This is a genomic window from Pseudomonas sp. HP_14, assembly GCF_055283875.1.
On sequence record NZ_JBTOQI010000011.1, the window covers coordinates 132,224 to 156,727 of the forward strand.

The 24,504-nt window shown below is 57.7% G+C and carries 23 protein-coding genes; 17 read left to right on the forward strand and 6 right to left on the reverse strand.

Annotation, left to right across the window (positions count from 1 at the left end; translation table 11 throughout):
- The first annotated feature begins 3 nt into the window (after window positions 1-3).
- Together proB and ACYASS_RS10125 are read left to right on the forward strand one after the other, a co-directional pair.
- Window positions 4-1,122 carry a glutamate 5-kinase gene (gene proB, locus ACYASS_RS10120; RefSeq protein WP_087272787.1) on the forward strand — a complete coding sequence of 373 codons (1,119 nt, stop codon included), beginning with the start codon at window positions 4-6 and terminating at the stop codon, window positions 1,120-1,122.
- A gap of 182 nt (window positions 1,123-1,304) precedes the next feature.
- Entirely contained in the window at window positions 1,305-1,775 is a 471-nt protein-coding gene (locus ACYASS_RS10125; protein WP_463586029.1) for a CreA family protein, read from the forward strand.
- Between the two features lie 287 nt (window positions 1,776-2,062).
- Here ACYASS_RS10125 and rpsT read toward each other — a convergent pair whose 3' ends face one another.
- Window positions 2,063-2,341, reverse strand: coding sequence for a 30S ribosomal protein S20 (rpsT, locus tag ACYASS_RS10130; RefSeq protein WP_122662945.1), 279 nt, complete (start codon window positions 2,339-2,341; stop codon window positions 2,063-2,065).
- Between the two features lie 252 nt (window positions 2,342-2,593).
- Here rpsT and murJ point away from each other — a divergent pair, with 252 nt between their 5' ends.
- From murJ to ispH, 6 genes are all read left to right on the forward strand, one after another.
- Window positions 2,594-4,132, forward strand: a complete 1,539-nt coding sequence (murJ, locus tag ACYASS_RS10135; RefSeq protein ID WP_463586030.1) for a murein biosynthesis integral membrane protein MurJ — start codon at window positions 2,594-2,596, stop codon at window positions 4,130-4,132.
- A gap of 133 nt (window positions 4,133-4,265) precedes the next feature.
- On the forward strand, window positions 4,266-5,216 hold the full coding sequence (ribF, locus tag ACYASS_RS10140) for a bifunctional riboflavin kinase/FAD synthetase (protein ID WP_463586031.1): 951 nt from the start codon (window positions 4,266-4,268) through the stop codon (window positions 5,214-5,216).
- The gene (ileS, locus tag ACYASS_RS10145; RefSeq protein WP_463586032.1) at window positions 5,213-8,044 is read left to right on the forward strand and encodes an isoleucine--tRNA ligase; all 2,832 of its coding nucleotides are present in this window, start codon (window positions 5,213-5,215) and stop codon (window positions 8,042-8,044) included. The genes ribF and ileS overlap by 4 nt, the downstream gene beginning before the upstream one ends.
- Complete coding sequence (gene lspA, locus ACYASS_RS10150) at window positions 8,037-8,540, forward strand: signal peptidase II (protein WP_122662935.1); 504 nt, start codon at window positions 8,037-8,039, stop codon at window positions 8,538-8,540. The genes ileS and lspA overlap by 8 nt, the downstream gene beginning before the upstream one ends.
- The gene (gene fkpB, locus ACYASS_RS10155; protein WP_122662933.1) at window positions 8,533-8,985 is read left to right on the forward strand and encodes an FKBP-type peptidyl-prolyl cis-trans isomerase; all 453 of its coding nucleotides are present in this window, start codon (window positions 8,533-8,535) and stop codon (window positions 8,983-8,985) included. Before lspA ends, fkpB begins: the two co-directional genes overlap by 8 nt.
- A gap of 62 nt (window positions 8,986-9,047) precedes the next feature.
- A complete protein-coding gene (gene ispH, locus ACYASS_RS10160) occupies window positions 9,048-9,995 on the forward strand; it encodes a 4-hydroxy-3-methylbut-2-enyl diphosphate reductase (protein ID WP_243245033.1) in 948 nt (315 codons plus the stop codon).
- A gap of 250 nt (window positions 9,996-10,245) precedes the next feature.
- Here ispH and ACYASS_RS10165 read toward each other — a convergent pair whose 3' ends face one another.
- Window positions 10,246-10,743: a GspH/FimT family pseudopilin gene (locus tag ACYASS_RS10165; RefSeq protein WP_463586033.1), complete on the reverse strand. Its 498-nt coding sequence runs from the start codon at window positions 10,741-10,743 to the stop codon at window positions 10,246-10,248.
- 131 nt (window positions 10,744-10,874) lie between these two features.
- Here ACYASS_RS10165 and ACYASS_RS10170 point away from each other — a divergent pair, with 131 nt between their 5' ends.
- Genes ACYASS_RS10170 through thiO form a run of 7 tightly spaced genes read left to right on the forward strand, consistent with a single transcriptional unit; the run spans window position 10,875 to window position 17,853 of the window.
- Window positions 10,875-11,354 (forward strand): GspH/FimT family pseudopilin, encoded by a 480-nt coding sequence (locus tag ACYASS_RS10170; RefSeq protein ID WP_243245031.1) that lies wholly within the window; start codon window positions 10,875-10,877, stop codon window positions 11,352-11,354.
- Window positions 11,347-11,880: a type IV pilus modification protein PilV gene (pilV, locus tag ACYASS_RS10175; protein ID WP_463586034.1), complete on the forward strand. Its 534-nt coding sequence runs from the start codon at window positions 11,347-11,349 to the stop codon at window positions 11,878-11,880. Before ACYASS_RS10170 ends, pilV begins: the two co-directional genes overlap by 8 nt.
- The gene (locus ACYASS_RS10180; protein ID WP_463586035.1) at window positions 11,877-12,584 is read left to right on the forward strand and encodes a PilW family protein; all 708 of its coding nucleotides are present in this window, start codon (window positions 11,877-11,879) and stop codon (window positions 12,582-12,584) included. Before pilV ends, ACYASS_RS10180 begins: the two co-directional genes overlap by 4 nt.
- Before the next feature lie 13 nt (window positions 12,585-12,597).
- Window positions 12,598-13,101: a pilus assembly PilX family protein gene (locus ACYASS_RS10185; RefSeq protein WP_463586036.1), complete on the forward strand. Its 504-nt coding sequence runs from the start codon at window positions 12,598-12,600 to the stop codon at window positions 13,099-13,101.
- On the forward strand, window positions 13,088-16,288 hold the full coding sequence (locus ACYASS_RS10190) for a pilus assembly protein (protein WP_463586037.1): 3,201 nt from the start codon (window positions 13,088-13,090) through the stop codon (window positions 16,286-16,288). Before ACYASS_RS10185 ends, ACYASS_RS10190 begins: the two co-directional genes overlap by 14 nt.
- 11 nt (window positions 16,289-16,299) lie before the next feature.
- The gene (locus ACYASS_RS10195; RefSeq protein ID WP_122662919.1) at window positions 16,300-16,722 is read left to right on the forward strand and encodes a type IV pilin protein; all 423 of its coding nucleotides are present in this window, start codon (window positions 16,300-16,302) and stop codon (window positions 16,720-16,722) included.
- 24 nt (window positions 16,723-16,746) lie between these two features.
- A complete protein-coding gene (gene thiO, locus ACYASS_RS10200) occupies window positions 16,747-17,853 on the forward strand; it encodes a glycine oxidase ThiO (RefSeq protein WP_463586038.1) in 1,107 nt (368 codons plus the stop codon).
- A gap of 178 nt (window positions 17,854-18,031) precedes the next feature.
- On the opposite strand, the gene ACYASS_RS10205 is transcribed toward thiO, so the two are convergent.
- The 4 genes from ACYASS_RS10205 to ACYASS_RS10220 all read right to left on the reverse strand — a co-directional run bounded on the left by ACYASS_RS10205 (window position 18,032) and on the right by ACYASS_RS10220 (window position 22,554).
- Window positions 18,032-19,372, reverse strand: coding sequence for a sigma-54-dependent transcriptional regulator (locus ACYASS_RS10205; RefSeq protein ID WP_463586039.1), 1,341 nt, complete (start codon window positions 19,370-19,372; stop codon window positions 18,032-18,034).
- Window positions 19,373-19,374: 2 nt separating this feature from the next.
- Complete coding sequence (locus tag ACYASS_RS10210; RefSeq protein WP_463586040.1) at window positions 19,375-20,967, reverse strand: sensor histidine kinase; 1,593 nt, start codon at window positions 20,965-20,967, stop codon at window positions 19,375-19,377.
- Window positions 20,957-21,196, reverse strand: a complete 240-nt coding sequence (locus tag ACYASS_RS10215; protein WP_122662910.1) for a PP0621 family protein — start codon at window positions 21,194-21,196, stop codon at window positions 20,957-20,959. The genes ACYASS_RS10210 and ACYASS_RS10215 overlap by 11 nt, the downstream gene beginning before the upstream one ends.
- A gap of 344 nt (window positions 21,197-21,540) precedes the next feature.
- Window positions 21,541-22,554, reverse strand: a complete 1,014-nt coding sequence (locus tag ACYASS_RS10220; protein WP_122662908.1) for an outer membrane protein assembly factor BamD — start codon at window positions 22,552-22,554, stop codon at window positions 21,541-21,543.
- Between the two features lie 148 nt (window positions 22,555-22,702).
- On the opposite strand from ACYASS_RS10220, the gene rluD reads away from it, so the two are divergent.
- Complete coding sequence (rluD, locus tag ACYASS_RS10225; RefSeq protein WP_087272735.1) at window positions 22,703-23,665, forward strand: 23S rRNA pseudouridine(1911/1915/1917) synthase RluD; 963 nt, start codon at window positions 22,703-22,705, stop codon at window positions 23,663-23,665.
- Complete coding sequence (gene pgeF, locus ACYASS_RS10230) at window positions 23,662-24,393, forward strand: peptidoglycan editing factor PgeF (RefSeq protein WP_463586041.1); 732 nt, start codon at window positions 23,662-23,664, stop codon at window positions 24,391-24,393. Before rluD ends, pgeF begins: the two co-directional genes overlap by 4 nt.
- Window positions 24,394-24,504: the final 111 nt, after the last annotated feature.

The window sequence follows — 24,504 nt, forward strand, 5'->3', positions numbered from 1 at the left end:
ATGATGCGCAGCAAAGTGACGGGTGCCCAACGCTGGGTCGTTAAGATTGGCAGTGCCTTGCTGACCGCGGATGGCAAGGGGCTGGATCGTTCGGCGATGGGCGTTTGGGTTGAGCAGATGGTGGCGCTGCATGAGGCGGGCGTCGAATTGGTCTTGGTATCTTCCGGTGCTGTGGCGGCCGGTATGAGCCGTTTGGGCTGGACATCGCGACCCAGTGCCATGCATGAGCTGCAAGCTGCTGCTGCGATCGGTCAGATGGGGCTGGTGCAGGCGTGGGAGTCCAGCTTTGCCGAGCATGGTCGCCACACTGCGCAGATTCTTCTGACTCATGACGACCTTTCCGACCGCAAGCGCTACCTGAATGCGCGCAGCACGCTGCGAACTCTGGTCGATTTGGGCGTGGTGCCGGTCATCAACGAAAATGACACGGTCGTCACTGATGAGATTCGCTTCGGCGACAACGATACCCTGGCGGCGCTGGTGGCCAACCTGGTCGAGGCCGACTTGCTGGTGATCCTGACGGATCGCGACGGCATGTTCGATGCTGATCCGCGCAACAATCCTGAAGCTCAATTGATTTACGAAGCTCGCGCTGATGATCCGGCGCTCGACGCTGTTGCGGGTGGTACGGGTGGTGCTCTGGGTCGTGGCGGTATGCAGACTAAATTGCGTGCTGCGCGATTGGCGGCCCGCTCGGGTGCTCACACAGTGATTGTCGGTGGGCGCATTGAGCGCGTGCTTGCCCGCCTCAAGGGTGGTGAGCGGCTGGGTACGCTGCTGTCGCCTGAGCGTGAAATGCTTGCAGCGCGCAAGCAGTGGCTGGCGGGGCACTTGCAGACTCGCGGCACGCTTGTGCTGGACGAGGGGGCTGTGGCCGCGCTGAGCAAGGATCACAAAAGCCTGCTGCCGGTTGGGGTCAAGCTGGTTCAGGGCAGCTTCCGCCGTGGCGAGATGGTCGTGTGCGTAGCGCCTGATGGTCGCGAAGTCGCGCGTGGTTTGAGTAATTACAGTGCGCTTGAGGCGCAGAAGATTATTGGTCAGTCGTCCGATGCAATCGTGCGTGTGCTCGGTTACATGGCTGAGCCTGAGCTGGTGCATCGGGATAATCTGATTCTGGTTTGAATCCCATCGTTGCTCTGGCGAAGCGGGATCCCGGTAGGAGCGAACTTGTTCGCGAGCAGTTGTATGCGTTGTGACGAAACCCGTCTCGCGAACAAGTTCGCTCCTACCGGGTATCGTATTTCAAAGGCGGCACCGTTTATTGGGTGTGAATTGGCCGGGTATCTCAAGATAAGGAACACGTAATGCGCCTAATGAAAGGATTGCTCGGGGCTTTGCTGGTGCTGCCGATGCTGGCTTCCGCTGAGGAAATTGGCCAGGTGTCGACGGTGTTCAAGCTCGTCGGCCCGAACGATCGAATTGTCGTCGAGGCTTTTGATGATCCCAAGGTCGATGGCGTGACGTGCTATCTGTCTCGTGCCAAAACGGGTGGAGTGAAGGGTGGTCTTGGTCTGGCAGAGGATCGCGCTGAAGCGTCCATTGCCTGTCGTCAGGTGGGGCCCATCCATTTCAAGGGTGAGCTGAAGGATGGCGACGAGGTCTTCAAGGAGCGCACTTCTCTGGTTTTCAAGACTATGCAGGTCGTGCGCTTCTTCGATAAAAAGCGTAACGCGCTGGTGTATCTGGTTTACAGCGACCGGATTATCGAGGGCAGTCCGCAGAATGCGGTGACTGCTATTCCGATCCTGCCGTGGTCGCCAGCACCCGCGCCGTAAGATTTCCGGTAGGAGCGAGCTTGTTCGCGAGGTTTGGTGTTGCGAATATAAATAGCTATCTGGGTTTAAATGCTATTTCTGTAGGAGTGAGCTTGCTCGCGATAGCGTCAGCTCAGGCGATATCTTCTTAACAGTTCTACTGCTATCGCGAGCAAGCTCACTCCTACAGGGTTATGTTTGCTGCGCGACAGTGCGGCGTCTGGGTGGTGGGTTGTTGTGATCCATCAAATCGCAGGCAACAAAAAACCGACCCTTGGGTCGGTTTTTTTACGGCTTAAGCTTATCGCTTAGGCTGCAGCTGCCACGGTCAGATCTTTGATGTGACCGTTCAGGCGGCTCTTATGGCGAGCAGCTTTGTTCTTGTGGATGATGCCTTTATCGGCCATACGGTCGATAACTGGCACGGCCAGAACATAAGCAGCTTGCGCTTTTTCAGCGTCTTTTGCGTCGATGGCTTTAACTACATTCTTGATGTAGGTACGAACCATGGAACGCAGGCTGGCGTTGTGGCTGCGACGCTTCTCAGCCTGTTTTGCACGTTTTTTGGCGGAAGGTGTGTTGGCCACCGTCGAGCTCCTCGAAAGACTTTTTAGGGAATAGCTTACAAAATAGGCCGCGAATCATGCCGATGACTGAATTGATTGTCAAGGGGTGGTGATCGGATCCGCTGAGTGGTCGCTATGTTTGTCCGGGATATTTATTTCCGGTGCGCGACCTGTAAACTCGCCGACTTTGCCTCTGTGCTTTTGCGGCGCGGAGTATTGCATAAATGGACAGGTTAATCGCCCGGTCCTTTAGCCTAGGCGCGAAATTCTTTAATGAACCTACTCAAATCATTGGCTGCCGTCAGCTCTATCACCATGCTTTCGCGGGTGTTGGGCTTTGTTCGGGACACCATCATTGCGCGCACATTTGGCGCTGGAATGGCGACCGATGCTTTCTTTATCGCTTTTAAACTGCCCAATTTGCTGCGCCGGATTTTTGCTGAAGGTGCTTTTTCTCAGGCGTTCGTACCTATCCTCGCCGAATACAAAAGCCAGCAGGGAGAGGAGGCGACCCGCACGTTCGTGGCTTACGTCACGGGTTTGCTCACGCTGGTTCTGGCGCTGGTTACGCTGCTGGGGATTATCGCTGCTCCCTGGGTAATCTGGGCCACTGCGCCGGGCTTTGCTGATACACCGGAAAAATTCGCGCTGACCTCTGATCTGTTGCGAGTGACCTTTCCTTATATATTGCTGATTTCCCTGTCCTCCCTGGCGGGCGCGATTCTCAACACCTGGAACCGCTTTTCGGTTCCGGCATTTGTGCCGACGCTGCTCAATGTCAGCATGATTTTCTTTGCCTTGTTTCTCACGCCTTATTTTGATCCGCCGGTCATGGCGCTGGGCTGGGCGGTATTGGTCGGCGGGCTGTTGCAATTGCTCTATCAATTGCCGCATCTGAAGAAAATCGGCATGTTGGTGCTGCCGCGTCTGAATCTGCGTGACACGGGCGTGTGGCGGGTGATGAAGCAGATGCTGCCTGCCATCCTTGGCGTGTCGGTCAGTCAGATTTCTCTGATCATCAATACGATTTTTGCTTCGTTTCTCGTGGCAGGATCGGTGTCATGGATGTACTACGCCGACCGCCTGATGGAGCTGCCGTCCGGGGTGCTGGGTGTGGCGCTGGGTACGATCCTGCTGCCGATTCTGTCGAAGACCTATGCCAGCAAGGATCGTCAGGAATATTCGCGAATTCTCGACTGGGGGCTGCGCCTGTGTTTTGTGCTGGTTTTGCCATGCACGCTGGCGCTGGGAATTCTTGCCGAGCCGTTAACCGTTTCATTGTTCCAGTACGGCAAATTCGACGCCGTGGACGCCGCCATGACCCAGCGCGCTCTGATTGCCTATTCCGTCGGTTTGCTGGGCATCATTCTGATCAAGGTGCTCGCGCCGGGTTTTTATGCGCAACAAAATATTCGCACCCCGGTGAAAATCGCGATCTTCACCCTTATTGTTACTCAACTGCTTAACCTGGCCTTCATCATCCCGCTGCAACATGCCGGGCTGGCCTTGGCGATCAGCGTCGGCGCCTGCATCAATGCACTGCTGTTGTTCTGGCAGTTGCGCAAGCAGGACCTGTTTCAGCCGCAGCCGGGATGGACGAAGTTTCTGTTGAAGCTGTGTCTGGCGGTCGCCGTGATGTCTGCTGTGTTGCTTGGGCTGATGCATTTGATGCCTGCCTGGAGCGATGGACAAATGCTGGAGCGCTTTATTCGTTTGGGCGCGTTGGTGGCGGCAGGGGTAGTGGCGTATTTCGCGACGTTGCTGGTGCTGGGTTTTCGTCTGAAGGATTTCGCCCGTAGCGCGGTCCTGTAGGCAAGAGTTGTAACGGGTAGTCGTCGGTTTTTTCCGTTATGGAACGATGACTGTTGTTTTGCCTCGGCGTGTTGCCTGTCGTCCGGGGCTGTGTGTGGTTATAATCGGCCACTTTATGAGCAAGAAGTGCGTTATGCAGCTGGTTCGAGGCCTCCACAATCTGCGCCCCCAGCATCGGGGCTGCGTCGCCACCATTGGCAACTTTGACGGTGTTCACCGGGGCCATCAGGCTATCCTGGCACGCTTGCGTGATCGTGCGGTCGAGTTGGGCGTGCCCAGTTGCGTGGTCATTTTCGAGCCGCAGCCGCGTGAGTTTTTCGCCCCGGCTACCGCTCCGGCCCGTGTGGCGCGCTTGCGTGACAAGCTGGAGCTGCTGGCCGCTGAAGGCGTTGATCGAGTGTTGTGTCTGGCGTTCAACCAGCGGCTGCGCAAGCTCAGCGCTGCGGAGTTCGTCGACACGGTTCTGATCGAGGGCCTTGGCATACAACATCTAGAGGTCGGCGATGATTTCCGCTTCGGTTGCGACCGGATTGGCGATTTCGACTTCCTGCAACAAGCGGGGAACGACCGCGGCTTTACGGTTGAGGCGGCGCAGACCGTTGAAATCGATGGCGTTCGCGTCAGCAGTACCAAGGTGCGCAATGCTCTGGCCGTGGCGGATTTCGCCCTTGCCGAGCGCATGCTGGGTCGTCCGTTCCGGATTACCGGGCGGATTCTGCATGGCCAGAAGCTGGCGCGGCAGTTGGGTACGCCCACTGCGAATGTGCAACTCAAGCGTCGTCGAGTACCGCTGACCGGTGTTTATCTGGTCAGTGCGAGCATCGATGGCAAGACCTGGCCGGGCGTTGCCAATATTGGCGTGCGTCCGACCGTGGCAGGTGATGGCAGTGCCCACCTTGAAGTGCATCTTCTGGATTTTGCCGGTGATCTTTACGACCGGCGTTTGACGGTGGCTTTCCACCATAAGCTGCGTGATGAGCAGCGTTTCGCCTCCCTGGAGGCGCTCAAGACGGCAATCAATGCGGATGTCGCCGCCGCCCGTGCCCATTGGCATGGTCAATCGCTAATCAAGAGCCTGAAATGACCGACTACAAAGCCACGCTTAATCTTCCGGACACCGCCTTCCCAATGAAGGCCGGCCTGCCCCAGCGCGAGCCGCAAACTCTGCAGCGCTGGGACAGCATTGGCCTGTACCAGAAGCTGCGCGAAATTGGCAAGGATCGTCCCAAGTTCGTTCTGCACGACGGTCCTCCTTACGCCAACGGCAATATTCACATCGGTCACGCCGTTAACAAGATCCTCAAGGACATGATCGTGCGCTCCAAGACCCTGTCGGGTTTTGACGCGCCGTATGTTCCGGGCTGGGACTGTCATGGTCTGCCGATCGAGCACAAGGTCGAAGTGACCCACGGCAAGAACCTTTCCGCCGACAAGACCCGCGAGCTATGCCGCGCCTATGCGGCGCAGCAGGTTGAAGGTCAAAAGGCCGAGTTCATCCGTCTGGGTGTGCTGGGCGATTGGGACAAGCCTTACCTGACCATGAATTTCACCAACGAAGCCGGGGAAATCCGTGCGCTGGCGGAAATGGTCAAAGGCGGCTTCGTGTTCAAGGGCCTCAAACCCGTGAACTGGTGTTTCGACTGCGGCTCGGCATTGGCTGAAGCAGAAGTCGAATATCAGGACAAGAAGTCTTCGACTATCGATGTGGCGTTCCCGGTTGCCGATGAGGCCAGGCTGGCCAAGGCATTCGGCCTTGATTCGCTGAGCAAGCCTGCGGCCATCGTGATCTGGACCACCACCCCGTGGACCATCCCGGCCAACCAGGCGTTGAACGTGCATCCAGAGTTCGAGTACGCCCTGGTTGATGTTGGCGACAGATTACTGGTGCTGGCTGCCGAGTTGGTTGAAAGCTGCCTGACCCGTTACAAGCTGGAAGGCACTGTCATCGCCACCGCTACCGGTGCTGCGCTGGAGCTGATCAATTTCCGTCATCCGTTCTATGACCGTCTGTCGCCGCTGTATCTGGCCGACTACGTCGAGCTGGGCGCTGGCACTGGCGTTGTTCACAGCGCCCCGGCCTATGGCGTGGACGACTTTGTCAGTTGCAAAAAATACGGCATGACCAACGACGACATCCTTAGCCCTGTGCAGAGCAACGGTGTGTATGTCGATTCGCTGGAGTTCTTCGGTGGCCAGTTCATCTTCAAGGCTAACCAGGCGATCATCGACAAGCTGGCCGAAGTTGGCAGCCTGATGGACACCGAAACCATCACTCACAGCTATATGCACTGCTGGCGCCACAAGTCGCCACTGATCTACCGCGCCACTGCGCAGTGGTTCGTGGGTATGGACAAACAGCCTCAAGCTGGCGACACCCTGCGTGAGCGTGCCGTCAAAGCCATCGAAGACACCAAATTCGTTCCGGCATGGGGTCAGGCGCGCCTGCACTCGATGATTGCCAACCGTCCTGACTGGTGCATTTCACGTCAGCGCAACTGGGGCGTGCCGATCCCGTTCTTCCTGCACAAGGAAAGCGGCGAGTTGCACCCGCGTACTGTTGAGCTGATGGAAGAAGTCGCCAAACGCGTCGAGAAAGAAGGCATCGAAGCCTGGTTCAAGCTGGACGCGGCCGAATTGCTGGGTGACGAAGCGCCCAAGTACGACAAGATTTCCGACACTCTGGACGTCTGGTTCGACTCGGGTACTACGCATTGGCACGTGCTGCGCGGTTCGCACCCGATGGGTCACGAGACCGGTCCACGCGCCGACTTGTACCTTGAAGGTTCCGACCAGCACCGTGGCTGGTTCCACTCGTCGCTGCTGACGGGGTGTGCAATCGATAACCACGCGCCTTACCGCGAATTGCTGACCCACGGTTTCGTCGTAGATGAAAACGGTCGCAAGATGTCCAAGTCGTTGAACAACGTCGTGGCGCCGCAGAAGGTCAACGATTCGCTGGGCGCCGACATCATGCGTCTGTGGGTCTCGGCGACTGACTATTCCGGTGAAATGGCGGTTTCCGATCAGATCCTGCAGCGCAGCGCTGATGCCTACCGGCGGATTCGCAACACTGCGCGCTTCTTGCTCTCGAACCTGAGCGGTTTCAATCCGGCTACCGATATCCTGCCGCCGGAAGAAATGCTTGCGCTGGACCGTTGGGCTGTCGACCGTACCTTGCTGCTGCAGCGTGAGCTGGAAGAGCATTACGGCGAATACCGCTTCTGGAACGTGTACTCCAAGATCCACAACTTCTGCGTGCAGGAGTTGGGTGGATTCTATCTGGACATCATCAAGGACCGTCAATACACCACGGCGGCGGACAGCACCGCACGGCGCTCCTGCCAGACCGCGCTGTTCCACATCTCCGAAGCGCTGGTGCGCTGGATTGCGCCGATCCTGGCGTTCACCGCCGATGAGCTGTGGCAGTACCTGCCGGGCGAGCGTAACGAGTCGGTCATGCTCAACACCTGGTACGCAGGCCTGAGCGAAATGCCTGCTGACTTCGAGCTGGACCGCGCCTACTGGGAGCGGATCATGGCGGTGAAGGTGGCGGTCAACAAGGAAATGGAAAACCTGCGCGCAGCCAAGGCGATTGGCGGCAACCTGCAAGCTGAAGTGACTCTGTATGCTGAAGACGCGCTGGTCGCCGACCTGTCGAAACTGAGCAACGAACTGCGCTTTGTGCTGATCACCTCGACGGCCAGTGTCGCGCCATTGCTAGATGCTCCCGCCGATGCGGTGGTGACCGAGGTTGCGGGTCTGAAGCTCAAAGTCGTCAAGTCCGGCCACGCCAAGTGCGCCCGTTGCTGGCATCACCGTGCTGACGTTGGCGTGAACCCGGAGCATCCGGAGATCTGCGGCCGTTGCGTAGACAACATCAGCGGTGCTGGCGAGGTTCGTCACTATGCCTAAGGCTGGTTTTGGCCGCTTGGCCTGGCTCTGGTTGAGCCTGCTGGTTCTGGTCATTGACCAGGCCAGCAAGTATTACTTCGAGCACCGTCTGGAATTGTACGAGCAGATCGTGATCATTCCGGACTACTTCAGCTGGATGCTGGCTTACAACACTGGCGCAGCGTTCAGCTTCCTGGCCGACAGTTCGGGCTGGCAGCGCTGGCTGTTCGCACTGATCGCGATTGTGGTCAGTGTGGTGCTGGTGGTCTGGCTCAAGCGTTTGGGGCGAGACGAGACATGGCTCGCCATCGCGCTTGCGCTGGTGCTGGGCGGCGCGCTGGGTAACCTGTACGACCGTATCGTCATCGGGCATGTGATCGATTTCATTTTCGTACACTGGAAAGAGCACGGCTTCCCGGCATTCAACGTCGCTGACAGTGCGATTACTGTCGGTGCAATCATGCTGGCGCTGGACATGTTCAAGAGCAAGAAAACCGGAGAGACCGTTAATGACTGAACAGGTATTGACCGAGCAGCGCATCGGTCAGAACACGGAAGTCACTCTGCATTTTGCTTTGCGCCTGGAGAACGGCGAAACAGTCGACAGCACCTTTGAAAAGGCTCCGGCCACCTTCAAGGTGGGTGACGGCAACCTGTTGCCTGGCTTTGAAGCTGCATTGTTCGGCTTCAAGGCGGGTGACAAACGCACTGTGCAAGTCTTGCCGGAGAACGCCTTCGGCCAGCCGAACCCGCAAAACGTACAGATCATCCCGCGTTCGCAGTTCCAGGACATGGAGCTGTCGGAAGGTTTGCTGGTGATCTTCAATGATGCGGCCAATACTGAGCTGCCGGGTGTGGTGAAAGCTTTCGATGACGCGCAAGTGACCATCGACTTCAATCACCCGCTGGCGGGCAAGACCCTGAGCTTCGAAGTGGAAATCTTCGAGGTCAAGGCGCTCTGAACAAGCTTGAACCTGAGCCCGAACTTGTTCGGGCTGTTTCGCACGTAGACATGAGGCACCCCATGCAAATCAAACTCGCCAACCCTCGCGGCTTCTGCGCTGGAGTGGATCGCGCGATCGAAATCGTCAATCGCGCCTTGGAAGTGTTTGGCCCGCCGATCTATGTGCGCCATGAAGTGGTTCACAACAAATTTGTCGTCGAAGACCTGCGCGCTCGCGGTGCGATCTTCGTCGAAGAGCTGGATCAGGTGCCGGACGACGTCATTGTGATCTTCAGCGCCCACGGCGTTTCCCAAGCCGTGCGCACTGAGGCATCGGGTCGAGGCCTGAAAGTCTTCGACGCCACTTGCCCGCTGGTGACCAAGGTGCATATCGAAGTCGCGCGCTACAGCCGCGACGGTCGTGAGTGCATCCTGATCGGCCACCATGGTCACCCGGAAGTTGAAGGCACCATGGGCCAGTACGACGCGAGCAATGGCGGCGCGATCTACCTGGTTGAGGATGAGAATGACGTTGCCGAGCTGCAGGTGCGCAACCCTGAAGCGCTGGCCTTCGTCACCCAGACCACTTTGTCCATGGACGATACCAGTCGCGTTATCGATGCCTTGCGCACGCGCTTTCCGGCGATTGGCGGGCCACGCAAGGATGACATCTGCTACGCCACGCAAAACCGCCAGGATGCGGTCAAGCAACTGGCCAACGAATGCGACGTTGTATTGGTTGTCGGCAGCCCTAACAGCTCCAACTCCAATCGCTTGCGTGAGCTGGCCGAGCGTATGGCGACTCCGGCCTATCTGATTGATGGCGCTGAAGACATGCAGCGCGGCTGGTTCGATGGCGTTGAACGTATCGGCATTACCGCAGGTGCTTCGGCGCCGGAAGTACTGGTGCGCGGTGTGATCCAGCAATTGCACGAGTGGGGCGCAACCGGTGCCGACGAACTGGCTGGCCGCGAAGAGAATGTAACCTTCTCGATGCCCAAGGAACTGCGGGTCAAGTCGCTGTTGTAATGAAGCAAAAAGTGGCCCTGTAGGAGCTCACCGAGGTTACGAGGCCAGCGATAACGGTGTGTCAGACAGGACGCCATCGCTGGCCTCGTAACCTCGGTGAGCTCCTACAGAACAGGGTCCAATCTGGAAGATTGCTGTTTGTTCGATCAGGGCGCCGAAGGCTGCGTTGTGTCAGGACACATGTCTCGCAGCCTTCGGCAGCTCCTACAGGGAATGCGTTTGCAAGCACAGGTCTGCAGGAACTCCCGCGCTACCCGCAAAGCTTTTCCGGCTTTGGCACGCTTTCAATTCTGACCCTGCCGGTATTGGCCATCACCACTGTGTGATGGCTCAGCGTGTCATTCACGGCGCAGATGAAGAGACTCCCGGACACAAACCCGCTATCTGATGGCGAACCCAAAGCGTTGAAGCGAATCTGTCGCGTGACATGTTGGTTGCCGAAGACTGGCACTTTCCCGCTTCGAGTCCGCTCGGTCAGCACCAGATCGTCCTCACTGTTTTTCGGGTCAACCACGATCTGCCAGCCTTTGCTCCAATTCTCATCGATCGCCCGGATCGTCACTGGTCGGCTTCTAAGAATCGCCTCCGTTCGCGCTGTGCGTATGCCGCTAGCCAGTTGCTGAGCCACATCAAGCCGCCGCTGGCTCATGACGAGCTCACTGAATGCCGGAACGGCAAGGGTGACGATCAGTCCGATGATTACCATCGTCACTGCCAGCTCGATTATCGTAAAACCCGCTTGTTTCATGCATTTCCCTCCCTGGAAATTGTCATTTGAATGTCAGCCGGGCACTCGTCCCAGCCAAACAACCGTACATCCCTGTTTACAGTTTCAGCGCTGGATGCTGTCCTATAGTCGTAACGTCAAGGAGACACTCAATGACTCAGCGATCCAAGGGGTTCACCCTCGTCGAATTGTTAATCACTGTGTCGTTGGTGGGGATACTCGCGGCTATTGCCATTCCCAGTTTCAATAGCTCGATACAGGGATCAAAGGCTGATACCGAAGTCAGTGATCTGCAGCGCGCCCTCAACTTTGCCCGGCTTGAGGCGATAAATCGGGGAGTGAGCATTCAGGTTCGGCCCAATGTCGACGGTACTGCCTGGAACACTGCCCTCAAGGTGGTGCGCGCGAGCGATACGTCGAGCGTGAACGCTTTGAGGGTCACAGCCCCCATGGGCAGCGGGGCTGCGCTGGCGGTTCCGGGTGTCAGTTTGATCGAGTTCAATAACCTCGGTGGGCTCTCGGCTCCGGCGAGTGCCGTTGCAATGACTTACACACTGGGCACGACGATTACCAAGACTGTCTATGTATGCTTGAACGGCCGAATAGTTTCGAGTGGAAATTGCGATGGTTAAGGGACGAAAGAGTAGTCAGATTGGCATGACGCTGATCGAGGTGTTGGTGTCGGTGCTGATTTTAGGCATTGGCCTGTTGGGGGCTGCCGCTATTCAACTTAACGCGCTTAGGTATACCGACAGCTCGGCCATGACCAGTCAGGCCAGCTTCATCGCCTACGACATGATGGACCGCATCCGGGCGAACGTAGATGGTAATGCCGCGAACAATGGTTCCAATGTCCTGGCCAGCTATGCGCTGGCTTCGTTGGCCAATGCGCCCGCAGCCAGCGCTAGCAATATGAGCAATGCCGTCACGCAAGACCTGGCTGACTTCAGCACCAATATCACTAACTTTGCCGGAACTGCGGGTGCCAGCAGCAAGATCGTGATCGCCAAACCCGTTGTGACCATCACGATTACCTGGGATGACACGCGGGCTGCCGCTGCAAGCGATACTTTTCTGGGCAGAACCCCGGGTGCGACCAATCCGCAACAGTTTGTCCTGAGTACACGTATCGGTGTTAACGACGTGGTAGCCCCATGAACAGATCTGTCCGGGGTTTTGGTCTTGTCGAGATCATGGTGGCGCTGGTGCTGGGGCTGATTGTGAGCATGGGCATCGTGCAGATTTTCATCGCCTCCAAAGGTACTTATCAGTCTCAGAATGCTGCCGCACGGATGCAGGAAGATGCGCGTTTCGCCCTGAGCAAGTTGATGCAGGAAATCCGCATGACCGGGATGTATGGCTGCCTTGATTTCGATACGACGATCGTCGCCCCGGCGATTGCGAAGCCTGCTGATTTCACTAACCCGATTCTTTGGGATAACGCTACCAACACACTGACGCTGGTGACCGCCGACGTGGGCACATCCGGCAGTTCGCCGACCTGGAGCGTGGTCTCTGATTGCAGGACCACCTCCCGCATCTATAACGGAACGCGTGCGCCCGGAGTGGGAGAAACCAGTTTCCCCTTGCGCAAGATCACTTACAGCCTGAGCGGGAGCGATCTGAGAATGAAGGTCGGAACTGGCACTGACGCACCGCAGCCGTTGGTGAGTAATGTTCAGGCATTCACCGTCGATTTCGGGATAGCCGGTGCACCGATGTCCTACACCAGAGTTATCAGCAGCCCCGCGCTGGCCTCCAATATTCGCAGCGTGCGTTTGACCCTGACCGTATTTGACCCGGCGGGGAAGGTGCGTAACCAGACCTATAACGTGGTTGCTGCTTTGCGTAACCGGTTCTGAACGGATGCATGCCATGAAAACGAAATCGCGCGCTATTTCAACGGGATATCCCGCAAGGCAAAAGGGCATGGTGCTGCTGGTCAGCCTGGTCTTTTTGCTGCTGCTGACGCTGGTGGGCGTCTCGTCGATGCAGAACGCTACCCTGCAGGAAAAAATGGCGGGCAGCGTGACAGTACGCAATCAATCCTTTCAGATGGCAGAAGCGGTATTGCGGCTTGGTGAGTCGGCTATTCAGGTCGCGGGTTATTCATTGGCCGCCTGCACGACTACGGCCGGGTGTGCGCCTCCGGCTGATTCAACGACGGTAACGGCCGCAGGCAACAGTTCGGCAGGGGTTCCGTGGATAGCTGCGGGCGGGGGCTTTTATGTGATTCAGAACATTGGCACCACCGCCTCGCCGGTCAATCGGCCGCCTACTTGTTCGGCCAGTAGTTCCGTCACGCTTTATCGGGTGACGGCGAGCGTAGTTCAAGGGGTATCGAGAACGGTACTGGAGAGTATTTATGCCAATTGCTAGGTTGCCGGTCCGTATTCTGAAGTATGTCTACGGCGCATTACTGGCGTTGTACCTGACAGCCCCCGCTTATGCGTTTACCCCCGCGCAAGTGCCGCTGCTGAGCTCTCCGGCGGTACCGGCGAACCTGATGTTGTTGGTGGATAACTCGGGGAGTATGTACAACATTATCTGGGCGTCGGGTTTTGATCCGACTGTAGCCCGTACCCCTGTGAGTTATCTTCCCAACTGCCTGAACGGGTTACTCGTTGTACCTTGTCTTGAGTTGAAGGAGATCTCGGGAAACGAGACTTTGGCGCTGGCGGATGTCAGCTCACTCGGCTTGGTTGGGCTTTCGCTTCAATGTCTGTTGGGCGGAATACCTATTTATCGCAATGGCTTTCAGCGCTGCATGAAACTACCGGACCCAGCCGGAAACGGGCAGACACGTTACACCGCCAACTACCTATCCTGGTTGATAGATCAGGTCCCGCAGAACTTACTGGGGTTCAGGGACTACACGACCGGCAACATCCCCAACGATTACCGGATGAACATTGCTAAAAACGTCGCCACCAATCTGGTGACCAACAATACTTCGTTGCGCATTGGCCTTGCCCAATTTAATGACCCCAATAATTTCGACCTCGGCCCCGGCGGCAGAATCTCCAGGCCTGTCGCCGACCTCTCACCGGTGACCGCGACGGTTTACCAGCCCACACCGGTGACTCAGGCGCAGGCCACGACCAATATCAATAATCTGAAAAACTCCATTGCGGCGCTGACACCATCGGCCAATACCCCGATGGCGGAAACCTACTATGAGATCACGCGTTATTTCCGGGGGATGACCTCTTACTATCCAAGTCCCCCGACGACCTATACCAGCCCGATTCAGTATCGCTGCCAGAAGAACTATGGCGTGGTGATCACTGATGGTTTGCCGACCTATGACCGGACGTTTCCCACCAACGATCCGGATGACCTTGCCGACTCCTCGCGGTCGCTGCCCAACTGGGATTTGAATGCCGCCAACGACGGCACCCTGGTGGGTGACGACGAGGGCAGTACGTTTTACCTCGATGACCTGGCCAAATTCGCCTACGACATTGATATGCGAAAAACCTCGGATGGCACTGACCTGACTGGCAAAAGCTGGGATACCACCGGTTTCAACAAGCAGAACATGAGTACCTACACCATCGGCTTTACGCTGGCGGACCAGATGCTGATCGACGCTGCCGATGACAACCATGGGCATGGCAAGTACTACCAGACTAACGACAGCGCAGGATTAACCAATGCGCTCAACCTGACACTGAGTGATATCTATGCCAAGGCCGGTTCGGGCGGCGGCGGGGCGGCGAGTTCTTCGACGCTCACGTCTTCCACCCGGATCTATCAAACCCTGTATGACCCGACTGACTGGCACGGCACGATCAGGGCTTACAACCTGGATGGCACCACCGGCGTTCAGCAAACCACACCTGCCTGGAGCACCGACTCGCAAATCACCAGCACGGCAACTGCTCCGGTTTTCGAGTCGTGGAACACTGGCACGTCAGCAAAGATCACCCTCAACTTCACTAATTTTTCCACGCCACAACAGACTGCGCTCAATGCGACCTTGCCAACAGGTGTCACCGGAGCGCAGCTCATTGCGTGGACTCAAGGCACTGCGAACGCCCGGTTGCGCACCCGCACTCGCTTGTTGGGCGACATCATCAACTCACCCCTTACGGTTGCGCAGCCTACCGAAAAGACCTCTGCGGACCTGACCGGTAATACCTCGTACGCGACGTATCTGACGACCAAAGCAGCCAACATGAACCTCAACCTGCTGGTTAACGCCAATGACGGTTTTTTCAACGTCATCAATGCCACCACGGGGGCTCGTCGCTACGCGTATATGCCGTCGACTGCATTGACGTCACTGGCAACCATCGCGTCGACGACTTATGGTTCCGGGGTCCACAAGTTTACGGTCGACGGTCAGATTGGCGTCTTCGATGCCCAGATCGGAAGCACCTGGTCGACCGTTGCTTACGGCGGCACCGGCGCGGGTGGCAAGGCGTTCTTTGCGATCAGTCTGTTTCAGGGTACTGCCAATAACATCGGCGCATTATGGGAGGTCAAGGCCCCTGATACCTCTACGCCTGCCAATCTCTACAACAATCTTGGTTATGCCTATTCAAAGCCTGATGTGGCGCGTATGGCCAACGGCACCGGCATTGTCGTAGTGGGTAATGGCTACGGCAGCTTCACCGGCAACGCATCATTGTTCGTGCTCAACGCCGCCACCGGAGCCGTGATCAGAGAGATACCGATTCCGGCCGCCTATGCCGCAGCGGACAACGGTCTGTCTTCGGTAAAATTGCGGGTCAACGCGCAGAACGTTGTGCAAGCGGCCTATGCTGGCGACTTGAAAGGGCGCATGTGGAAGTTCGACATGAGCGGCGCGGCGGCCAGTAGTTGGGGAGTCGCCTTTGGCAATAAACCCCTGTTTACCGCACCGGGTGGTGCTACGCAGCCGATCACCGTGCAGCCTCTGCTGGTAGACCATCCTACCAACGGCAAAATGGTCTATTTCGGCACCGGTAAATTCATGGAGGTCGCGGATAAAACCACCGCTGACCAACAGGGGTTTTATGCAGTCTGGGATCCCGATACCGGTGTAGGTGACGTGACGCAAAGTGGTTTGCAGCCACAAACCATCACGGGCACCATCACCGGCAACGGCGCCTCTTACACCACGACGTCCAGTAACGACGTTGATTGGGCGTCAAAGAGGGGCTGGTATCTGCTTCTGAATACGACTGAACCTTTTGTCGGCGAGCGAGTGATCTACCCGGCACAAACCACCCGTGGGCGGATTCTTTTCACCACCGCTGCAGTCAACTCTTCGGACCCTTGTGAAAGCACGGGCACCGGGCGGGTGTTCCAGCTGGATGCTGCCAAGGGCGGGATGCTCAACTACTCGATCCTGGATACCAATGGCGACGGCAGGATTGATTCTGCTGATTCGCGTGTCGCCGGTATCGCGATCGGTACTGGGATTCCTAATCTGGTCGCTGTTGTGGCCGGTCTGGCTGGCGCGGATGACAACATGTATATCATCGATTCCAGCGGTAATTTCATTCGTCTTCCAACGAAGGGCGATGGTAGCGGCAATAACGTTTACCAACGCATCATGTGGCGGCAAATACAGTAGGAATACGGCGTATGCGCAGCAGATCAACAGGCTTTACCTTGATGGAACTCATGATTGTCGTGGCGATTGTCGGTATTCTTGCCTCCATTGCGTACCCCAGTTACACGGAATATGTGAGGCGTACCCACCGGGCGGAGATTGCGAGCCTGTTGACTGAGCAGACTCAGGCGCTGGAGCGGTTCTTCTCCCGAAACGGTAAATATACGGATGTAGCTGCGGCCGGAGGCAATGCTGCAGTGAACCTGATTATTTCGCCGGGTAACGCTTATTACACCATTGCGGCGGTTCGGGCCGATCAGACGTTCACGTTGACTGCGACACCTGTGGCGGGGTCGATGATGAACGGTGACAAATGCGGCAATTTCGTGATTACCAATACTGGCGCTATCAGCAACTCCACGGGCCTGGCCAGTAAAGACTGCTGGGGCCGCTGATCGCCCTTTTTGAATGAGTGCAAGATGTCCAGGCAGGTTGTGATTGTTGGCGGTGGTGTGATCGGTCTGTTGACTGCGTTTAATCTCGCATCCGAAGTTGAACAGGTGATCCTTCTGGATCGCTCTGATGTAGGGCAAGAGTCTTCCTGGGCGGGCGGCGGCATTGTTTCTCCCCTTTATCCCTGGCGTTACAGCTCTGCTGTGACAGCGCTGGCGCATTGGTCGCAGGATTTCTATCCACAACTTGCCGAGCGTCTGCTTGCACAGACAGGCGTCGACCCTGAAGTTCACACCACCGGTTTGTACTGGCTGGATCTGGATGATGAACAGCAAGCGCTGGAGTGGGCGGTGCGCGAGGGTCGGCCGCTGAGTTCAGTGGACATCTCTGCGGTGCACGATGCTGTGCCCGTGCTGGGTGAGGGCTACACGCGGGCCATCTACATGGCTAACGTCGCTAACGTGCGCAATCCGCGGCTGGTCAAATCCCTTAAAGCTGCCTTGCTGGCGCTGCCCAATGTCACCGTCCATGAGCACTGTGAAGTGCTGGGCTTTGTCCGCGAGGGCGACCGGGTGCTGGGCGTGAGTACCTCTTCCGGGGATGTTCTCGGCGATCAGGTGGTACTGGCGGCCGGGGCCTGGAGTGGCGAGTTGCTCAAGACGCTTGGCCTTGAGCTGCCGGTCGAGCCGGTCAAGGGCCAGATGATTCTGTACAAATGCGCGTCGGACTTTCTGCCGAGCATGGTGCTTGCTAAGGGGCGATACGCGATCCCCCGGCGCGACGGGCATATTCTGATCGGTAGCACGCTGGAGCACGAAGGCTTCGACAAGACCCCCACCGATGTCGCACTGGAAAGCCTCAAGGCTTCTGCGGTCGAGCTGCTGCCTGCGTTGGATGATGCTCAGGTGGTTGGTCATTGGGCAGGCCTGCGTCCGGGCTCGCCTGAAGGTATTCCTTACATCGGCGAGCTGCCCGGGTTTGCCGGGCTATGGCTGAATTGTGGCCATTATCGCAACGGCCTGGTACTGGCGCCTGCGTCGTGCCAGTTGCTGGCAGACCTGCTGGTCGGACGTGAGCCGGTGATAGATCCGGTACCGTATTCACCAGCGGGCAGAGTAGTTGGGCTTCTGTAGGAGCGAACTTGTTCGCGAGGCGGTGTGGCAGGCAAGGCGCCTCGCTGGCTTGAAATGCATTTTCTGTAGGAGCTGACGAAGGTTGCGAAGCATTTCTCTTGACGTACCGCGATCGCAGCCTTCGGCAGCTCCTACAGGGGCCAGGTTGCTGCGCGAACGACTTGCAGTTTCAAGTGCTCTACTCCAACCCAAGCTTTTTAAGCCGATAGCGCATTGACCTGAACGTCAGGTTCAGGCGCTGTGCCGCTGCTGTTCGATTCCAGCGGGTTTCTTCCAGCGCTTGCAGGATCAGTTTGCGCTCGATGCTTTCCAGATAGTCTTCAAGGTTGTGGATGTCGGCAAGGTTGGCGCTGTCTTGCTCCGACGGTGCTGACGGTTGCACCAGGCGCAGGTCGGCTACGTCGATCTGGTTGTTCTCGCACAAGGTATAAGCGCGTTCGAGAATGTTCTCCAGTTCGCGAACGTTACCTGGAAAGCGGTAGCTCTTGAGTGCCTCCAGCGCCTGCGGATCAAGTCGGGCAGGGGGCTGCGACGATTCATCGGCAAGGCGTTTCAGGACATGTGCGGCCAGTTGCTCGATGTCCTGGCGACGCTCACGCAGCGGTGGCACCTGTAACTCGATCACGTTGAGCCGGTAGTACAAGTCCTGACGAAAGCGCCCGGCAGCCACTTCAATTTGCAGGTCTTTGTGTGTGGCGCACAGCACGCGCACGTCCACCACCAACTCCTGCTGAGCGCCAACGCTACGAACCGATTTTTCCTGAATCGCCCGCAGCAGTTTGACCTGCATGGCCAGCGGCAGGTCGGCAACTTCATCCAGAAACAGCGTCCCGCCGTTGGCCGCCTGAAACAGCCCCGGTTTATCTTCGTGAGCCCCACTGAAGCTGCCTTTGCGATGGCCGAAGAATTCACTCTCCATCAGCTCCGAAGGGATCGCGCCGCAGTTCACCGGAATAAATGGCTGCTCTGCGCGTGGCCCTTGTTCATGGATCAGGCGCGCGACTCGCTCTTTGCCGCTGCCGGACTCTCCGCTGATGTAGACCGGTGCCTGGCTGCGCGCCAGTTTGCTGATTTGCTGGCGCAATGCCTGAATGGGCGGCGAGTCTCCCAGCAAGCGACGAGCGATGCCCGGTTCTGGCTGGCTTGGCGGCTTGAGGCGCAGAGCGCTGCCGACTAACTCGCGCAGCCTGCTCAGGTCCACCGGTTTGGTGAGGAAATCGAAAGCACCGGCTTTCAGCGCGTGAATCGCCGTGTCCAGGCTGCCATGGGCGGTGATCATGGCCACCGGCGTCAGCGTATGGCGCTGCTGGATATGCTGCACCAGTTCAAGACCATTGCCATCCGGCAAGCGCATGTCCGTCAGGCACAGGTCGAAGGGCTCGCGGGCCAGCCAGTCACGGGCCTCCTTGACGTTACAGGCGGTCCGGGTATCGAGTTTCATCCGCCCCAGAGTGATCTCCAGCAGTTCGCGAATGTCCGGCTCATCATCGACTATCAGGATTTTTTGCCGCTGGCTCATGGTCAACTCAACTTCAACGGATGGGCGAAGGTGATACGCAGACAGCTGCCGCCACCTTCCCGAAATGTGTAGTCCAGATGCGCCTGATTGCTCTCGCAAAGCTCCCGTGAAAGGTAAAGGCCCAGGCCGGTACCTTTGCTTTCTGTTGTGAAAAAGGGCTCAAACATCTTTGTCATGTGTTCTTGAGGGACGCCGGGGCCATCGTCCAGTACTTCAAGGATGGCCTGATCACTAAGCGGGGCCTGAAACAGCTTGATCCACACTTGCGCACGCTCATGGCTCTTACCACTGTAGCGCAAAGCATTTTGTACGAGATTGTTGAGCACCTGATTGAGCTGCTCGGCGTCCATGCGAGTGGTCAGTGGAGCAGGGTTTATTTGCAGGTGAATCGATTGACCGGCGTTCATCCTGCTGCGAGCCTCGTCGACAAACTGTTCCAGCCACGACTTCAAGTCCAGCAAGTGTGGCTCGGCGTGGCGCTGGCGGGATAACTGCAGGACGTTTTCGATAACCCGATTCATGCGTTGCGATTGTTCGTGAATGATTTGCCCCAGACGATGATCAGCGCTGCCGAGCTCCTCGGACTCGTTAAGTAACTGCGCGGCATGACTTATCGCACCCAACGGGTTACGAATCTCGTGAGCGATGCCCGCTGTGAGGCGACCCAGGGCCGCGAGTTTCAGCTGTTGAGCCTGTTGTGATATCTGCGACAGATCTTCCAGAAAAATCAGCGTTTGGCGTTGATCTCCCCGGTTGAGTGCGACGAAGCCCGGTTGCAGGACCGGGCCTGTAGAGGAGACTGAAATGCTTTGCGGTGTCAGCACGGGATTGATCAGCCATTGGCGCAAACGTGACACCAACTGCGGCGAATAGGTATCGAGAACCAGCCCGGTCAATTGCTCATAGCCCAGCAAATTCAGAGCGCTTTGATTGGCCAGCAGCACACGACGCCGGGCGTTCAGTACGATGATGCCGGTGCGCATGCGTTGCAGAATGAGGGCGTTGAGTTCTTCGAGATTGTCGACATCTGCCGCACGTTGCTCGGCCAGGGCCTCGCTGATGTGCAGGCGTCGCGTCAGTGCCTGCACCAGTACTGCGGCGGCGAAGCACAGCGCACCCAGCGAACTGGCCTGGAGGTAATGCCCTGCCGCAGCGGGGGTGCTGAAGCTGATGTAAAAGGTCAGGTAGATGATGCCGATGGCCGCGACGGCCGCTATCAACAGGCCTGTGCGACCGCGTAGCAATACGTTGCTAATGGCGACGGAGGCTATGAGGACGTTGCCAATCCCGCTGGGTGGCCCGCCCCCGGCATAGAACAGGGCTGAGAGCATCAAGGCGTCGACCATCGCCAGGGTAAACAGCTGCGCCTGACGAGTGGGGCGCTCCAGCAGTACGACGATGAGGATGTTGGAAACCAGATACAGCCAGCATCCGGCGCGAAACAGGTTCGGATTGGCCATTTCCAGCAGTTCGATGTCCAGACTGCTGGAGATCAACAGCACCAGCATGATGCCGATGGTCAGTCGATAGAGGTGGTACAGACGCAGAATGCGCTGGGCCTGAGCGCTGCCCAGCGAGAGTGTTTCAGCGATCACGTGCCGCCGGGCCTTCCAGGCGATGCGTCTCGCTGCAATACCATTGTTGTCCCTGGCTCAGGGCTCGGTCCCTAGGCAAGTGCACGCCGCACTGGGCGCAGCGAACCATTGGCGCAGCGACTTCTTCGGGTGGCGGTGCTTTGCGACGTGGGGCTGGCGGGTTGAGCAGACGCTTGACGAACCACACTACCGCCGCGATCAGCGCGACCCACATAAGTAAGCGAATCATGATTTCCAGCTTAGTGATTTTAGATTTTGCAGTGTAGCGAAGGAGGGCGGGTTGTGTCTCTCAGGGCGCGGGTCTAACAGAGGTAATGCCGCTAACTTCTATGTCGCCGGCAACCTGGGACCGGTTTTAGTCGGGAAGTTGGTCTTCTCAAACAGAATTCAACGGCGGGGGAATTTTCTGTAGGAGCTGCCGAAGGCTGCGAAGCATTTTTCCTGACGTACCGCGATCGCAGCCTTCGGCAGCTCCTACAAATCAATTGCACGGTGTGTTGGACATTTACAGAGATCTCACTATCGGGACACAAAAAAAGAGGCCCGCAGGCCTCTTTTTTATTAACGCAGGTGTCAGTCAAACACACCAAACGTCATGTAGCTGAACCACGAGCGGTCGTTGTTGCCTTCGGCTTCGTGTTCCTGTTCGTCGAGCTCTTCCTGGTTTTCTGGCAGCAGATCACGAGGGATGGCTTGTTTGGCATCTTCGTACTGCTTGATCACGTCCTGGTTGGCGCGGGTTTCACCCGGCGGCAGCGGCGGGTTGCTTTCGATCAGGCCCAGTGTTGCCTTGGACAGCCACGAGCGGTTATCCGCTTCGGCTTCGCGAGGCACGAACTGACCATCGACCAGTTGCGGATGGTTTGGATAGTTGGCCTTGAGTACTTCCAGGCTGGTAGCAGCCAGGTCGTCCAGGTGCAGACGCTGATAGGACTCGACCATCACTGCCAGGCCGTCACCCACGGATGGGGTTTCCTGGAAGTTTTCGATCACATAACGGCCGCGGTTGGCGGCAGCTACGTATGCCTGACGGGTCAGGTAGTAGTCGGCAACGTGGATTTCGTAAGAAGCCAGCAGGTTGCGCAGATAAATCATGCGCTGCTTGGCGTCCGGCGAATAACGGCTGTTCGGATAGCGGCTAGTCAGTTGCGCAAACTCGTTGAACGAGTCGCGAGCGGCACCCGGGTCACGTTTGGTCTGGTCCAGCGGCAGGAAGCGCGCCAGCAGGCCAACGTCCTGGTCAAACGAAGTCAGGCCTTTCATGTAGTAGGCGTAGTCAACGTTCGGGTGCTGCGGGTGCAGGCGGATGAAGCGTTCGGCAGCGGATTTCGCAGCTTCCGGCTCACCGTTCTTGTAGTTCGCGTAAATCAGTTCGAGCTGTGCCTGATCAGCATAGCGACCGAATGGATAACGCGACTCCAGCGCCTTGAGCTTCTCAGTGGCCGTCGAATAGCTGTTGTTACCCAGATCGGCCTGCGCCTGCTGGTACAGCTCGACTTCGCTCAGGTTTTCGTCAATCACTTCCTTCGACGAGCAGGCAGCGGTGAGTGCGAGGATGGCTATCAGCAGCAGGTGTTTCACTTGCATGGCGGCTTGCGTCCCTATAACGGTCGCTGTCTTGGGCGTGACCGTCCTGTTATGATGAGCACCCCGCGGAACCCCCGGGGCAAAAGACGCCGTATTTAACCACAAGCGCGCTGCCGAAACCAAAGGCTAGCCGCCACCTAGTCTGGCCATGTCCGAAAATATAGAACTTCGCGCAGAGGTGCCGTCCGAATTGGGCGGTCAACGCCTCGATCAAGTCGCCGCACAATTATTCGCTGAGCACTCGCGCTCGCGCCTTTCTGCCTGGATCAAGGACGGCCGTTTGACGGTGGACGGAGGCGTACTTCGCCCTCGTGACATCGTGCACGGTGGTGCTGTTCTGCAATTGATCGCCGAGCAGGAGGCCCAGGGCGAATGGCTCGCTCAAGACATCGAACTCGATATCGTCTATGAAGACGATCAGATCCTGGTCATCAACAAACCTGCTGGTCTGGTCGTGCACCCGGCTGCCGGTCACGCTGACGGCACGTTGCTTAATGCCTTGTTGCACCACGTGCCGGACATTATCAATGTGCCCCGCGCCGGTATCGTGCACCGTCTCGACAAGGACACCACCGGTCTGATGGTGGTCGCCAAGACGATTCAGGCGCAGACCCAGCTCGTGACTCAGCTGCAAAGCCGTACCGTGAGCCGCATCTATGAGTGCATCGTGATCGGTGTTGTCACTGCCGGTGGCAAGATCGACGCGCCGATTGGCCGTCATGGTCAGCAACGCCAGCGTATGGCGGTCATGGAAGGCGGCAAGCAGGCGGTCAGTCATTACCGCGTGCTTGAGCGTTTCCGCTCCCACACGCATGTGCGGGTAAAGCTGGAAACCGGCCGTACCCACCAGATTCGTGTGCACATGGCGCACATCAACTACCCGTTGGTGGGTGATCAGGCTTACGGCGGTCGTTTCCGCATCCCGCCAGCCGCCAGCGTGACCATGGTCGATTCGCTGAAAACCTTCCCGCGTCAGGCGCTGCATGCTCGCTTCCTGGAGCTGGATCATCCGACCACTGGTAAGCGCATGAGCTGGGAGTCGCCGTTGCCTGACGATTTCGTCTGGCTGCTGTCGCTGCTCAAGCAGGATCGCGAGGCGTTCATCGGGTGAATGACTGGCTGATTCCCGACTGGCCCGCGCCTGCGGGGATCAAGTCCTGCGTCACAACCCGTAACGGCGGCGTCAGTCTGGCGCCGTTTGAGAGCTTCAATCTGGGCGATCACGTTGACGACGATCCGCAAGCCGTCGCTGCCAATCGCCTGAGCCTGACCTCCGCGCTGCAGATTCAGGCCGCCTGGCTAAAACAGGTGCATGGCGTGGTGGTTGTCGAGGCCGACCCGACTCAAGTGGTCGAGGCTGACGCCAGCTGGACCGCCACGCCGGGCATCGCCTGCACTATCATGACTGCCGATTGCCTGCCTGCTTTTTTCTGCGATCGGGCCGGTACGCGTGTGGCGGCTGCTCACGCCGGTTGGCGTGGTCTGGCTGCCGGGGTGCTTGAGGCTGCGGCTGATAGCTTGCAAGTTGCGCCCGGCGAGATTCTGGTCTGGCTGGGGCCTGCCATTGGTCAACCATCGTTCGAAGTCGGCGCAGAGGTTCGCGAAGCTTTTATAAGCACGCACCCGCAAACGGACGCAGCTTTTATCCCAAGCAAAAATCCCGGCCGGTTCATGGCCGACATTTATGCCTTGGCCCGCCTGCGGCTGGCCGCTCACGGGATCACTGCTGTTTATGGCGGTGGCTTCGATACCTTCACTGATCCTCGCTTCTATTCCTACCGCCAGAGCGCTCGCAACGGCCGGTTCGCCTCGCTGATCTGGATCGACCCAGTCAGGTAGGAGCGAACTTGTTCGCGAGATTAGGCGGCAAACGATGTTTATCTATCGTCTGCACCCTTTTTTCGCGAACAAGTTCGCTCCTACCGGCACGGTCCCCGTGCGCGAATTCAT